The organism is Sphingomonas sp. S6 (genome assembly GCF_043498045.1).
In the GTDB taxonomy this organism is placed as follows: Bacteria; Pseudomonadota; Alphaproteobacteria; order Sphingomonadales; family Sphingomonadaceae; genus Sphingomonas.
This window is the reverse complement of record NZ_JBIEOE010000001.1, coordinates 383,380-397,266: the sequence shown is the minus strand read 5'-3', so window position 1 is coordinate 397,266 and position 13,887 is coordinate 383,380. Positions and strand designations below refer to the sequence as shown.

11 protein-coding genes are annotated in these 13,887 nt (G+C 67.3%); 7 read left to right on the top strand and 4 right to left on the bottom strand.

Annotated elements, in window-relative coordinates:
- Positions 1 to 11: 11 nt before the first annotated feature.
- From ACGVWT_RS01860 to ACGVWT_RS01850, 3 genes are all read left to right on the top strand, one after another.
- Positions 12 to 1,817, top strand: coding sequence for a lytic transglycosylase domain-containing protein (locus ACGVWT_RS01860; protein WP_315461399.1), 1,806 nt, complete (start codon positions 12 to 14; stop codon positions 1,815 to 1,817).
- A 477-nt stretch (positions 1,818 to 2,294) separates the two neighbouring features.
- Positions 2,295 to 3,884 carry a long-chain fatty acid--CoA ligase gene (locus tag ACGVWT_RS01855; protein WP_315461296.1) on the top strand — a complete coding sequence of 530 codons (1,590 nt, stop codon included), beginning with the start codon at positions 2,295 to 2,297 and terminating at the stop codon, positions 3,882 to 3,884.
- 341 nt (positions 3,885 to 4,225) lie between these two features.
- Positions 4,226 to 6,010 (top strand): cation:proton antiporter, encoded by a 1,785-nt coding sequence (locus tag ACGVWT_RS01850; RefSeq protein ID WP_116461241.1) that lies wholly within the window; start codon positions 4,226 to 4,228, stop codon positions 6,008 to 6,010.
- Here the strand turns inward: ACGVWT_RS01850 and ACGVWT_RS01845 are convergent.
- On the bottom strand, positions 6,001 to 6,435 hold the full coding sequence (locus ACGVWT_RS01845) for a DUF488 family protein (RefSeq protein WP_116461446.1): 435 nt from the start codon (positions 6,433 to 6,435) through the stop codon (positions 6,001 to 6,003). The two genes, ACGVWT_RS01850 and ACGVWT_RS01845, sit on opposite strands and share 10 nt — an antisense overlap.
- A 67-nt stretch (positions 6,436 to 6,502) precedes the next feature.
- Between ACGVWT_RS01845 and trmFO the strand changes: the two genes are divergently transcribed.
- Positions 6,503 to 7,870, top strand: coding sequence for a methylenetetrahydrofolate--tRNA-(uracil(54)-C(5))-methyltransferase (FADH(2)-oxidizing) TrmFO (gene trmFO, locus ACGVWT_RS01840; protein WP_315461297.1), 1,368 nt, complete (start codon positions 6,503 to 6,505; stop codon positions 7,868 to 7,870).
- On the opposite strand, the gene ACGVWT_RS01835 is transcribed toward trmFO, so the two are convergent.
- Positions 7,803 to 8,273 carry an EF-hand domain-containing protein gene (locus ACGVWT_RS01835; RefSeq protein WP_315461298.1) on the bottom strand — a complete coding sequence of 157 codons (471 nt, stop codon included), beginning with the start codon at positions 8,271 to 8,273 and terminating at the stop codon, positions 7,803 to 7,805. The genes trmFO and ACGVWT_RS01835 overlap by 68 nt on opposite strands.
- 59 nt (positions 8,274 to 8,332) lie before the next feature.
- Complete coding sequence (locus ACGVWT_RS01830) at positions 8,333 to 8,989, bottom strand: squalene/phytoene synthase family protein (protein ID WP_315461299.1); 657 nt, start codon at positions 8,987 to 8,989, stop codon at positions 8,333 to 8,335.
- Positions 8,990 to 9,143: 154 nt separating this feature from the next.
- Here ACGVWT_RS01830 and ACGVWT_RS01825 point away from each other — a divergent pair, with 154 nt between their 5' ends.
- The 3 genes from ACGVWT_RS01825 to ACGVWT_RS01815 are packed head-to-tail and all read left to right on the top strand — an operon-like array spanning position 9,144 to position 12,429.
- Positions 9,144 to 11,093, top strand: coding sequence for a Tad domain-containing protein (locus tag ACGVWT_RS01825; protein ID WP_394425170.1), 1,950 nt, complete (start codon positions 9,144 to 9,146; stop codon positions 11,091 to 11,093).
- On the top strand, positions 11,090 to 11,719 hold the full coding sequence (locus tag ACGVWT_RS01820) for a TadE/TadG family type IV pilus assembly protein (protein WP_315461301.1): 630 nt from the start codon (positions 11,090 to 11,092) through the stop codon (positions 11,717 to 11,719). Before ACGVWT_RS01825 ends, ACGVWT_RS01820 begins: the two co-directional genes overlap by 4 nt.
- Positions 11,710 to 12,429 carry a TadE/TadG family type IV pilus assembly protein gene (locus ACGVWT_RS01815; protein WP_315461302.1) on the top strand — a complete coding sequence of 240 codons (720 nt, stop codon included), beginning with the start codon at positions 11,710 to 11,712 and terminating at the stop codon, positions 12,427 to 12,429. Before ACGVWT_RS01820 ends, ACGVWT_RS01815 begins: the two co-directional genes overlap by 10 nt.
- Before the next feature lie 42 nt (positions 12,430 to 12,471).
- Here the strand turns inward: ACGVWT_RS01815 and ACGVWT_RS01810 are convergent, their stop codons facing one another.
- Positions 12,472 to 13,887 (bottom strand): pyruvate dehydrogenase complex E1 component subunit beta, encoded by a 1,416-nt coding sequence (locus tag ACGVWT_RS01810; protein WP_315461303.1) that lies wholly within the window; start codon positions 13,885 to 13,887, stop codon positions 12,472 to 12,474.

The window sequence follows — 13,887 nt, the reverse complement described above, 5'->3', positions numbered from 1 at the left end:
CGGCTCTGGGAATGGCCGCGATCGCCGCGCTGACCGTATCGCAGGCCGCTTCGGCCGCCGAACCCGGCACCCCCGCAGGCGGCGACGCCCGGATTACCGCAGCAAGCCGCAACGACCGTATCCCCGACCAGCTGGATAGCACGCAGCGCGAGGGGTATCGCGCCGTCTTCCAGGCGATCCGCGACGGCCGCTGGCAGGATGCGCAGATGGGCCTCGACGCGATGAAGCCGGGTCCGCTTCACGCCATCGCCCGCGCCGAACTCTACACCGCCAAGGGATCGCCCAGGGTCGAGCTGGAGCCGCTGGTCGCGCTGCTCAACGAAGCGCCCGAACTGCCCGAGGCCGCCGACCTCGCTCGGCTGGCCAAGGTGCGCGGCGCGAGCGAGCTGCCGCCCCTGCCCGTCGCGCAGCGGCTGATCTGGCAGGATGGCGCGCCGCGCCGCGTCCGCGCCAAGACGACGAGGAGCGACGAGATCGCCGCGGAGCTGGCGGTGAAGATGCAGCCCTATATCAAGGGCGATCAGGGCGCCGAGGCGCAGGTGTTGCTCGAATCGACCGCGGGCCTGACGCCCGAGGCGCAAACCGAATGGCAGGCAAAGATCGCCTGGATGTATTTCCTGACCGGCGACGACCTCAACACGCGCGCGATGGCGGCGAAGGCCGCAAATGGCGTGGGTGACTGGGCCGTGCAGGGCCGCTGGACGGGCGCGCTGTCGGCGTGGCGGCAGAACGATTGCGCCGCGGCCGGCACCGGCTTCGAAGGCGTCGCCGCGCGCGCGACCGACGTCGATCTGCGCGCCGCCGCGCTCTATTGGGCGTCGCGCGCCGATATGGTGTGCGGACGGCCCGACAAGGTGCAGCCGCGCCTGCAGAATGCCGCGCAATTTTCCGAAAGCTTCTATGGTCAGTTGGCGCGGCAGGCGCTGCTGATCCGCGACAAGGGCCGACCGCAGACGCAGGTCGTCGCCGCCGATTGGGCGCGGCTCGACAAGCGTCCCAATATCCGCGTCGCCGCCGCGCTGACCGAGATCGGCGAGACCGACCTTGCCGACAGCGTGGTGCGCCAGCAGGCGCGGATCGGCGATCCGTCCGAATTCGGCAGCCTGGTGCGCGTCGCCGAGGCGCTCAGCCTGCCGGCGACCACCGTATGGCTGGCGCATAACTGCCCGCAGGGCGTCGTCGCCGCCGCCGAGGCGCGCTATCCGACGCCGAACTGGACGCCGACCAGCGGCTGGCGCGTCGACAAGGCGCTGGTCTACGCCCACACGCTGGAGGAAAGCGGCTTCCGCAACAAGGTCGTCAGCCCCGCCGGCGCCTATGGCCTGATGCAGATCATGCCCGCCGCCGCGACCGATTATATGCGCGAGAGCGGCTATACCGTCGACAAGAGCGCGCTGACCAAGCCGGCGACCAATATGGACATCGGCCAGCGTCATCTGGAGCGGCTGCGCGATATGGCGGGCGTGACGGGCGGGCTGCTGCCCAAGGTTATCGCCGCCTATAACGCGGGCCCACGCCCGGTGGGCGACTGGAATGCGATCGTCCACGATAACGGCGATCCGCTGCTGTATATCGAGAGCATCCCTTATTGGGAGACGCGCGGCTATGTGACCACGGTGCTGCGCAATTACTGGATGTATGAGGCGCAGGGCGGTCGCAAGGCGTCGGTGAGCCGATCCGCGCTGGCGCAGGGCATGTGGCCGCGCTTCCCCGGTCTGCCGGGCGCCGCGGCGGTGCGGATGAACGCCCGGCCCGCGACGGCGATCGCGGTGAACGGGCGCGTGTCGCCGCAATCGACGACGGTGTCGGGGAATTAGGGTCTTTCCGGTCCTACCCCGCCAGGGGAGGTGGCGCCGCGAAGCGGTGACAGACGGGCGGTAAGCGGCGCGTTCGGTAAGGGAGTGTGTCGCTCCCTGCCCTCCGCCTTTTGGCTGACGGCGAACTGCTCTCCGTATGGTGTAAGACATAAGCCGCCTCGGGGACTCATTGTCTCATCGGCCCGCGGCGGCGGTAGCGTGCGTGTCGGAAGTTTGCCTCATTCCATAGCGGGTTGACGGTTATGCCCCGTCATCCCGGACTTGATCCGGGATCCCGCTTTGACAGTCGGTTATAGCGGGACCCCGGATCAAGTCCGGGGTGACGGAGAGGCGTGGCTATCAGCCGCCCCGGCCGGCCGCCCCGACAGTCCCCGGCAATTCTTCGTCACATCGGCCATCTTGCCCTCGCTCCTGTCTCGGGTATGGTCCGCTTCGGCAAGAGGCGCACCGATGCGCCCGGACTGAGAGGAGCCACGGATGCTGGGCGGCATGCAGGATTTCGAACTCAGGGTATCGACGCTGCTGGATCATGCGGCGCGCGAACATCCCACGCGGGAGATCGTGACGCATTGGGCGGATGGCAGCCAGACGCGCACCGACTGGCAGGGCGTCGCGCGCGATTCGCGGCGGCTGGCGCGGGCGCTGGAACGGCTGGGCATGCGCGCGGGCGACCGGATCGCGACGCTGGCGATGAACCATGCGCACCACCTGATCGCCTGGTACGGCACGATCGGCATGGGCGGCGTGATCCATACGATCAACCCGCGGCTGTTCGACGACCAGCTGATCTATATCGCCAATCATGCCGAAGATCGGGTGCTGTTCTACGACCGCGCTTTCCAGTCGATCGTCGACCGACTGCGCGGGCAATGGCCGACGATCGAACATTACGTGGTCATGGACGGCGATGGGCCGGACAGTTTCGCGGCGCTGATCGCCGCGGAAGACGACGATTATGTCTGGGCGACCGGATCGGAGCGCGACCCGTGCATGCTCTGCTATACCAGCGGCACGACGGGCAACCCCAAGGGCGTGCTGTACGAACATCGCTCGACTGTGCTGCACGCGATGCTGGCGTCGTCGCCCGCGGTGCTGGGACTGTCCTCCGCCGATGTGCTGCTGCCGGTAGTGCCGCTGTTCCATGCCGCGGCCTGGGGCACGCCGTTTGCGGCGCCGATGGCGGGGACGAAGCTGGTCTTTTCTGCGGTCAACGATCCCAAGGTGCTGTGCGGCCTGATGAACGAGGAGCGCGTGACGATATCCTCGGGCGTGCCGACCGTCTGGCTGGCGATGTTTGCCTATGCGGATGCGACCGGCGAGAACCCGCGCCATCTGCGGATGGCGACGATCGGCGGGTCCGCCGCGCCGCGCGCGATGATCGCGCGGCTGATGGGCATGGGCGTCGACGTCAAGCATCTGTGGGGCATGACCGAAACCTCGCCCGTCGCGACGGCTGCGGCGCCGCCGCCCGACTGGGAAGACTGGTCGGAGGATGCCAAGCTCGACGTGCTCACCAAGCAGGGGCGCATCCCCTATGGCGTCGAACTGGCGGTAATCGATGACGAGGGGCGGCATCTGCCGCGCGACGGCACCAGCGCGGGGCGGCTGCACATCCGCGGGCCGTGGGTGGTGAAGCGCTATTACGGTGCGGAGGCGGATGCGATCGACGCGGACGGCTGGTTCGACACCGGCGACGTCGCGGTGCTCCATCCGGACGGCACGATGCAGATCACCGACCGGTCGAAGGACGTGATCAAATCGGGCGGCGAGTGGATCAGCTCGGTCGAGCTTGAAAATGCCGCGGTCGGCTGTCCCGGCGTCGCCGAGGCGGCCGCGATCGGCATCGCGCATCCGAAATGGGACGAACGGCCGCTGCTGGTCGTCGTGCGCAAGCCGGGCAGCGAGGTGAGCGAGCGCGAGATCGTCGAGCATCTGAAGGGCGCGGTGGCGAAATGGTGGCTGCCCGACGCGGTGGTGTTCGTCGACAGCCTGCCGCACACGGCGACGGGCAAGCTGCTGAAGACGGCACTGCGGGAGCAGTTCAAGGATTTCAAGCTGGCGGCGTAAGGGCGCCCTTTTTGTCATCCCGGCGGACGCCGGGATCCATGGATACGATGATGCCGGGGTAGCGCGCACCATTCGCCGCCCGCCCCCATGGATCCCGGCGTCCGCCGGGATGACGAATTAAGGGGTGGCGTAGGCACCTGCCCTCCCCCAACCGTCATTCCCGCGGAGGCGGGAAGCCAGACTGGCTGGCGGTGCGGCTCTATCGGCGCCGTTAGAAATGTGGATTTCCGCCTTTTCGGGAATGACGGGCGAGTGCAGCGCGGGAATGACGATGTGTTGCCGGATGGTAGAAACACCATCAAGGGGCTGACAAATGGCCCCCGGTCCCTACAGTCGCCCCTATGGCGATCGGACTGGATAATGCGGGGTTCAGCGACGCGCTGGTGATCCTGGGGGCGGCGGGACTGGTGATTCCCGCCTTTGCGCGATTTCGGGTGAGCCCCGTCATCGGCTTCATTCTGGTGGGGATGCTGGTCGGTCCGTTCGGGCTGGGGCAGCTGACCACACAGGCGCCGTGGCTCTATTATCTCACCATATCCAACCCGCATTCGATCGAGCCGTTCGCGGAATTCGGCATCATATTGCTGCTGTTCTCGATCGGGCTGGAACTGTCGTTCAAGCGTCTCTGGGCGATGCGGGCGCAGGTGTTCGGCACCGGGCCGGCGGAGCTGATCGGATCGGCGGTGCTGATCGCGATCGCGGTGCACCTGTTGGGCCAGGATTGGGCCGGCGCGGCGGGGCTGGGCCTGGCGCTGGCGCTGTCCTCGACCGCGCTGGTGCTGCCGCTGGTGGGGACGACGAGCCCGGTCGGGCGCGGCGCGTTCGCGATGCTGTTGTTCGAGGATCTGGCGCTGGTGCCGATCATCTTTGCCCTTGGCGCAATGGCGCCGACCGCGAGCGAGGAAGGCTGGGTCGGCATCGCCGGCGTCGCGCTGCGCGGGGCGGCGACGGTGGTGGTGATGTACCTTGGCGGGCGGCTGGTGCTGCCGCGACTGTTCGCGCAGGCGGCGCGGACGAAGAGTCCGGAGCTGTTCCTCGCCGCATCGCTGCTGGTCGTCATCGTCGCCAGCGTCGCGACGACCGCAGCGGGCCTGTCGCCGATCGTCGGTGCGCTGCTCGCCGGGCTGCTGATCGCCGAAACCGAATATCACACCGAGGTCGAGGTGATGACCGCGCCCTTCAAGGGGCTGGCGCTCGGCGTGTTCCTGATCACCGTCGGCATGAGCGTGAACCTGCGCGAAGTGCTCGACAATTGGCCCGCGCTGCTCACCGCGGTCGTGGCGGTGGTGGGGGTGAAGGCGGTCGTCACCTTCCTGCTGCTCCGCGTCGCGCAGACCGGGCGCGGGATCGCCGCGGAAACCGGGCTGTTGATGGGCAGCCCGTCGGAAACGACGCTGATCGTGCTCGCCACCGCGGCGCAGGCGCAGCTGATCCTGCCGTCGACCGCCGCCTTCTGGCAGACCGTCACCGCGATCGGCCTGACGATCACGCCGCTGCTCGCCAAGGCCGGCCAGCGGCTGTCGCGCGGCATCGATCGCGCGCCGATCGATGCGGGGCCGATCGACGATGGCGAGGGGCCGGGCACGGTCGTGATTGGCTTCGGCCGTGTCGGGCGGATGGTCGCCGACATGCTGAAGATCCATGGCCAGCGCTATCTCGCGGTGGATGCGGACATCGACAATGTCGCGGATGCGCGGCGGGCGGGGCATCCGGTGCTGTTCGGCGACGTAGCGCGCGCCGAGCTGATCGACCGGCTCGACCTCGCCCGCGCCCGCGCGCTCATCCTGACGATGGACGATCCGGTGCTGACCGTGCGGCTGGCGCGGCGGATGCGCGCGCTGGCGCCAGAGTTGCCGATCATCGCCCGCGCCCGCGATCCGCAGCATGCGGCGGAACTGTACCGCGCCGGCGTGACCGATGCGGTGCCGGAAACGCTGGAAAGCTCGCTGCAATTGTCGGAAGCGGTGCTGGTCGATTTAGGCGTGGCGATGGGCCCGGTGATCGCCTCCATCCACGAAAAGCGCGACGAACTGCGCCAGTCGATCAAGGCCGAAGCGGAGATCGACCGCGAACCGCGCATCCGGCGGGTGAAACGGTTGAGCGAGGCGACCGCGCCTCAGGCGTAGAGATCCACCACCTCCACCCCCTCACCCACGGCATCGAGCAGCAGGGTGCGATGGCAGTGCGTCGGTTCGCGTTCGTAGCAGAGGAGGGCGCTGGGCTTTTCCTGTGCGAGGTCGAGCATCCGGGCGGCGGCGGCCTGGGCCTCGGGTAGCGCCAGCTGGTCGTCGTAGACGGCGGTGAGGGTTTCGACATCGCCCTTCTTGGCAGCATCGCGGCCGCGCTTGGGGGTGCCGAGGGCCTTCAGGTGGACATAGTCGATACCCACCTCTTTAAGGCTGGCGGCGAGCGAGGATTTAGAGAAGCCGGGACGGCGGGATAGCGGCAATGCGCGGACGTCGATGACGCGCTCGACGCCGGCCTTGCTGAGCGCGGCGAGGAAGTCGGCCATGGTCGTCGCTTCGTAGCCGATCGTGTAGATGGTCGTCATGGCGGTACAACGCGCGGAGCCCCTGCCGCGTTGCTCCCCTGCCCGCTGCGGCCTAGAGGCTTGGCGCATGACTCATGACATCCATATCGTCGGCGGCGGGCTCGCCGGATCGGAAGCGGCGTGGCAGCTGGCCGAGGCGGGGTTTCGCGTGCGCCTGTCCGAGATGCGGGGCAGCGGCGAGCGTACGCCCGCGCACCAGACCGATGGCCTTGCCGAACTCGTCTGTTCGAACAGCTTCCGGTCCGACGACGCGGAGGCGAATGCGGTGGGGCTGCTGCATCAGGAGATGCGGCGGCTGGGGTCGCTGATCATGGCGCAGGCGGACGCGCATCGCGTGCCGGCGGGGTCGGCGCTGGCGGTGGATCGTGATGGCTATTCGGACGGCGTGACGCAGGCGCTTGCCAACCATCCGAACGTCACTTTGGTGCGCGAGCGGGTGGATGCCTTGCCGGAAGGACCGGCGATCCTGGCAACCGGACCGCTGACCGCGGCGTCTTTGGCCAATGAAATCGGCGGAGCGACGGGGGCTGAGGCGCTGGCGTTCTTCGACGCGCTGGCACCGATCGTCCACTTCGACACGATCGACATGGATATCGCGTGGAAGGCGTCGCGCTGGGACAAGGGCGAGGCGGATTACATCAACTGCCCGATGGACAAGGAGCAGTATCTCGCCTTCCACGCCGCGCTGCTGGCGGGCGAGAAGACCGAGTTCAAGGAATGGGAGAAGGACACGCCCTATTTCGATGGCTGCATGCCGATCGAGGTGATGGCGGAGCGCGGGGTCGATACGCTGCGCTATGGGCCGATGAAGCCGGTGGGCCTCGACAATCCGCGCACCGGGCGCTGGCCTTATGCGGTGGTGCAGCTGCGCCAGGACAATCGGCAGGGCACGCTGTGGAATATCGTTGGTTTCCAGACCAAGCTGAAGCATGCCGAGCAGGTGCGGCTGTTCCGTACGATCCCGGGCTTGCAGAATGCCGAGTTCGCGCGGCTGGGCGGCCTGCATCGCAACACCTTCATCCGCTCGCCCGAATTGCTGGATGAGACGCTGCGGCTGAAGAACCGGCCGAACCTGCGCTTCGCCGGACAGATCACGGGGTGCGAGGGCTATATCGAGAGCGCGGCAATCGGCCTGCTCGCCGGGCGTTTCGCGGCGGCCGAACTGCGGGGCGAGACGCTGGCGCCGCCGCCGATAACGACCGCGCTCGGCGCGCTGCTGGGGCATATCACCGGGGGTGCGGAGGCGGAGACGTATCAGCCGATGAACGTCAATTTCGGGCTGATGCCGCCAATCCCCGGCCGCACCAAGAAGGCGGATCGCAAGCGGATGTACACCGACCGGGCGCGCGCCGCGTTCGAGCCGTGGCTCAGCTCTCTTCCGCCGGAGCCTGTTGCGGCGGCGGACATTTCACGCGAGACGGTGCCTTCCGCTTGACGGCGGTGGTGGCGAATTCGGCCGCATTCATCGCGCCGGAGGCGTCCTTGTCGGCGGTGGCGAATTTGGTCGTCGCCTTAATCGCCCATTCGTCGAAGCTGAGCCGGCCGTCGCCGTTGGTATCAAGCTTGACGAAGGCCTTGCGGCGGGCGGCGAGATATTCGTCGCGCGTGATGCGGCCGTCGCGATCCTTGTCGTAGCGGTTAAAGCGTTTCTGTTCACGCGTGGCGGGCGCAGCTTCCGGAACGGGCGGGTCTTCGGCGTCAGAGGTGGTCTGCGCAGCGGCCTGCTGGACGAGCGGTTGCGCCGGCAGCAGGTCGGGCTGGCCGCGATGTCCGGCGATCAGCACCCCTGCCCCGACCGCTGCCGCCAGAGCACCGCCACCCGCCAGATATCGCCACATCGCCCGCCCTCCCGATTGCGGCGGAAGGCTATCATGCGAAGCGGCGCAGGCAACCGCCGCTATCGCCCGGTGAAGCGGAAGCGCGCGACGCGCCAGGCTTTGGCGAGCGGCGTGCCGCCCTCCAGATCGAGCCTGGCGAGCAGCGCGAGAACGCCGACCGCCCGCGCGGGCGCCGGCCATGTCGCGGTGAAGGCTTGGGAAAGCGCCGCCCGCGCTTCGGACGACGCACGATCGGCCAGCCCGGCGGCGGTGAGATGGCGGGCGAGATCGGCATAGGCCCAGCCCTGCCCTGCGATCCGCAGCACCGCCGGCTCGGCGCCGAGCAATCGTCCCGCCAGCGCGAACAGCGTGCCCCCACGCGAATCGGCATGACGGGCGAGCGCGTCGCCATTCAGCGGATCGGTGACGACCAGTTCTTCCCACCCGTCGGTCATCGCCGCGATCGCCGCGCCGCTCACGCCCCGCGGCAGGAGCAGGCGTGCGACGTCCTGAAGCAGGGGTTCGGCCGGGGGCGGCATCGTATCGAGCCGCTCCAGCGCATCGTGCCACCAGGCGAGCCGCATCTGGCCGACCATCGGTTCGCGCGTCGTCCGGACGATCCCCGCGAGCCGATCGTCGAGCTCGAACAATGTGCGCAGCGCATCCCGCGACGAAGGCGGGGCGGCGGCGAGCATCAGTTCGCGATCGGGCGGCGGGACAGCGGAGGGATCGGTCATTGTGACGGATCGCTGCCCGTCCGCATCGCGACTTGCAAGTCCTGCGCGCGCGCTCTCACCTCGGCCGATAGAGCCGGATCGGGCGCGGCGTTTACGCATTCGTCAACTTTAACCGCCTAGAATTCCGATCGATTATGGACGGGACCTGGGCGGCGTGACGATCGATCGGCATCAGACGGACAACCACGGCCAGCTATCGTTCCTGTCGCGTTTCGCCCGCGCGAAGGGCGGCAATACGCTCGCGATGCTCGCCGCCTTCCTGATCCCGATGTCCGCGCTCACCGGGTCTGCGGTCGATTTCGGGCGCATGTATCTGGTGAAGGTACGGTTGCAGCAGGCGTGCGACGCGGGTGCCCTCGCCGGTCGCAAGGCGATGACCGACAGCAGCAGCAGCACGCTGGACCCGGCGGCGGCGGCCACGGCGAAGACGTTCTTCGCGAACAACTTCCCCAGCGGGATCATGGGCACCCCCGCCTATACCAGCGCGACCGTCCCCTTCACGCCGACCAAGACGAGCGACAATCAGGTCGCCGGCACCGCCTCCGTCCGGGTGCCGACGACGATCATGAAGATGTTCGGCATGTCGGCCCGGACGATGACCGTGACGTGCGAGGCACGCTACGACGTCGCCGATTCGGACGTGATGTTCGTGCTGGATACCACCGGCTCGATGGCGTGCACGCCGGCCAACGGCTGCACGTCGCAGACCGGCAGCTATACTAGGCCCGACGGCACCACTGGCTATTATGCGGTCGAGGCGGATGGATCCAAGATTTCCGGCCTGCGATCAGCGGTGCTCAGCTTCTACGACACGATGGCGGCGAATGCGGATACGTCGACGCACGTGCGCTATGGCTTCGTCACCTATACGTCGACGGTGAATGCCGGGTTCGCGCTGCCATCGAGCGCGATCGTCGACACATGGACCTATCAGTCACGGCGGATCGTCGGCGAAACCAACAATGGCGACGATACGTCGAGCACCAGCTACAATGTGTCGCAGAGGAACTGCAACAACCGCGCGACGGGACGTTCGCCGCAGAACGTGCTGAACCCCGACGGATCGGTCGCGACCTACGTGTTCCGCACAGACGGCACCGCGGAATATGTTACGTCCAGCTGGTCCAGTAACTCCGGCGGCACCTGCACCGTCACCACCGATCCCAAGATGCCGATCTGGCAATATCAGCCGGTGTCGTACGACGTCAGCCAGTTCAAGCTGGGCAATGCGGTGCCCGATCCCAGCAAGGTCACCGGGCAGACGGCCAAATGGCAGGGGTGTCTGGAGGAGCGCAATACGACCTATGGCGCGCTGAGCTTCGACCAGAGCAACCTGCCGCCCGACTTGGATCCCGACGCCGTCGCCACCAGCGATGCGACGCGCTGGCGGCCGATGTGGCCGGAGGTCGTCTATTATCGCGGCTCGACGTCCAACCCCAATGCCGGCAACACCGCGCGGCCCTATTCGCCGACTTCGCCCTTCGTGTACGGCGACGTGTCGACCACGACGACCAGCGCCACGGCGACCTGGACGTCGCTCGCCTACCCTGCGAACCTGCGGGCGGCCTATGTGTCGTGCGGCAAGCCCGTGCGCCGGCTGGGCGTGATGACCCGCAGCGACGTGTCCGACTACGTCAACGCGGTCGATTTCAAGGCGCAGGGCGGCACCTATCACGACACGGGCATGATCTGGGGCACGCGGCTGATGTCGCCGACCGGCCTGTTCGCGACCGATACCGCCGCCTGGCCGGGGCGTCAGGCGCCCAATCGGTACATCGTGTTCATGACCGACGGCGACATGGCGCCCAATCCGATGATCTATGGCATGTACGGGCTGCAGGCCTATGACGGCCGGGTCGCGAGCACCGGTACGGATGCCAACGGCCTGATCCCCTATCACAACGCGCGCTTCCTCGCCGAATGCACCGCGGCCAAGGCGCGCAACATCACCGTCTTCGTCATCGGTTTCGGCCAGACGCTGACGCCGCAGCTGACGCAATGCGCCTCGCCCGGCCAAGCCTTCTACGCCAGCGACAATGCGTCGCTGGATGCGGCCTTCCGTCGGATCGCCAATCAGGTGGCGCTGCTGCGGGTGTCGAAATGAGCATCGGCCGCGGGCTGCTGTCGCGGCTGGGCCGCGACCGGCGCGGCGTCACGTTGGTCGAGTTCGCGATCATCTTTCCGGTGATGGCGCTGATGATGATGGGCCTCGGTGACATGCTGTATCAGATGTACGTCAAGCAGCTGCTGTACGGCGCGATCCAGAAGGCGGCGCGCGATTCGGCGATCCAGGGCGGCGCCCAGCAGACCGCCGCGATCGACGGGCGTGTGTTGCAGACGATGACGGGCGTCATGAAGATGCCGACCGCGTCCTGCGCCAGCACGCCGGCGCCCGGCACCTATTGCTCGACGCGGCTTAGCTACGCGACGTTCAGCGCGGTCGGCCCCGAGCCGTTCGAGGATACCAACGGCAACAACCAGCGCGATCCGGGCGAATGCTATCGCGACATCAACGGCAACGGCAGCTGGGATGCGGAGCCGGGCACGGCAGGCCAGGGCGGCGCGAACGACGTGACGCTGTACCGGATGCGCATCACCTATCCGCGCATCTTTCCGGTCGCGCCGCTGATCGGGGCATCGCCCTATCAGACGGTGACCGCAGAAACGCTGTTAAAGAACCAGCCCTATGCCACGCAGGCGGCGCCGACGGTGAAGCGTCTATGCAATTGATCCCCCCACCCCAAACCCTGTGGCGGCGGCTGGCGCGCAACCGCCGCGGCGTCGCGATGATCGAATTCGCCTTTGCCGGGCCGGTCGTGCTGGCGCTCGGCCTGTATGGCGCGGAGATGGGCAATCAGGCGCTGACGCATATGCGGATCAGCCAGATCGCGCTGGCCCTTGCCGACAATGCATCGCGCATGGGGCAGATCGGTTCGAACAACATCGAACAGATGCGCGACGGCGACATGAACGACGTGCTGCAGGCGGCACGGTTGCAGGGTGCGCCGCTTCAGCTCGGCACGTATGGCCGGATCACGATCTCCAGCCTGGAATATGTCCAGCAGAGCTATGACAGCGCCCGCGTCCAGCGCATTCACTGGCAGCGGTGCATGGGGATGAAGCGGGGCGCGGGCTATGAGTCGAGCTATGGCACGACGTCGGCGACCGCCGGTTCGACCGCGACGTCGGCCGATGCCGGCACCGCGGCGCCGAACGGCATGGGCGATCCTGGCCGCATGGTCAGCGCGCCCGCCGACACGGGCGTCATCTTCGTCGAGGTGAATTACCAGTATCAGCCGCTGGTCAGCGCGTGGCTCGCGAAGCCATTCCGCATGCACTATGTCGCGTCGATGGTCGTACGCAACAACCGCGACTTCCGGCAGATCTACAATCCGCTCAATTCGGCGACGCCGTCCACCTGCAACCTGTTCGCGGCGTAAACGGTCGAAGGGGACGGCAGCGCCGCCCCCTTCCCGTCATGGTCAGACGATCTTCTTGACGGTCGCGACGATCTTCGCGGCGTCGATCAGCGCCTTCTTTTCGAGGTTCGCGGCGTAGGGCAGCGGCACGTCCTCGTTGGTGACGCGCAGCACCGGCGCGTCGAGATCGTCGAAGCCCTGTTCCATCACCACTGCGGCGATCTCGCTGGCGATCGAGCAGGTCGGCCAGCCTTCCTCGACGACGACGAGGCGATTGGTCTTGGCGAGGCTCTTCAACACGGTCTTGGTGTCGAGCGGACGCAGCGTGCGCAGATCGATGACCTCTGCCTCGACGCCATCCTTCGCCAGCGTCTCGGCGGCTTCGAGCGCGAGCCCGACGCCGATCGAATAGCTGACCAGCGTGACGTGCTTGCCTTCGCGCATGATCCGCGCCTTGCCGATCGGCAGAACGTGATCGTCGAGCTTGGGCACGTCGAACGAGCGGCCGTACATCAGCTCGTTCTCGAGGAAGACGACGGGGTCTTCGCTGCGGATCGCGGCCTTCAGCAGGCCCTTGGCGTCGGCCGCGTCATAGGGCGCGATGACGATCAGGCCAGGGACGGAGGCGTACCACGGACCGTAGTTCTGGCTGTGCTGCGCGCCGACGCGGCTGGCGGCGCCGTTGGGGCCGCGGAACACGATCGGGCAGCGCATCTGGCCGCCGGACATATAGTTGGTCTTGGCCGCCGAATTGATGATGTGGTCGATCGCCTGCATGGCGAAGTTGAACGTCATGAATTCGATGATCGGACGCAGACCGCCCATCGCCGCACCGGTACCGACGCCGGCGAAACCATATTCGGTGATCGGCGTATCGATGACGCGCTTGTCGCCGAATTCGTCGAGCAAGCCCTGCGTGACCTTATAGGCGCCCTGATACTGGGCGACTTCCTCGCCCATCACGAAGACGCGCTCGTCGCGGCGCATTTCCTCAGCCATCGCGTCGCGCAGCGCTTCGCGGACGGTGGTCTTCACCATTTCGGTGCCTTCGGGGATCGCCGGGTCCTGCTTGCCTTCGTTCTCGGCCGCTTCGAACATCTGGCGCGTGCCGGTCTCGACCTTTTCCTGTGCGGGGTGCGCAGAGTCTTCGACCTTGTCCGCCGGCTTGGCCTCGTCCGCCTTGGCGTCGGCCTTGGGGCTGTCGTCCTTGGTCGTGGCGACCGAATCGGCGCTCTCGCCGTCTTCGAGCAGCACGGCGATGACTTCGCCGACCTTCACATTGTCGGTGCCTTCAGCGACGACGATCTTGCCGATCGTGCCTTCATCGACGGCTTCGAATTCCATCGTCGCCTTGTCGGTTTCGATCTCGGCCATGATGTCGCCGGACTTCACCGTGTCGCCTTCCGTGACGAGCCACTTGGCGAGCGTGCCCTCTTCCATCGTCGGCGACAGCGCCGGCATCTTAATCTCGATCGCCAT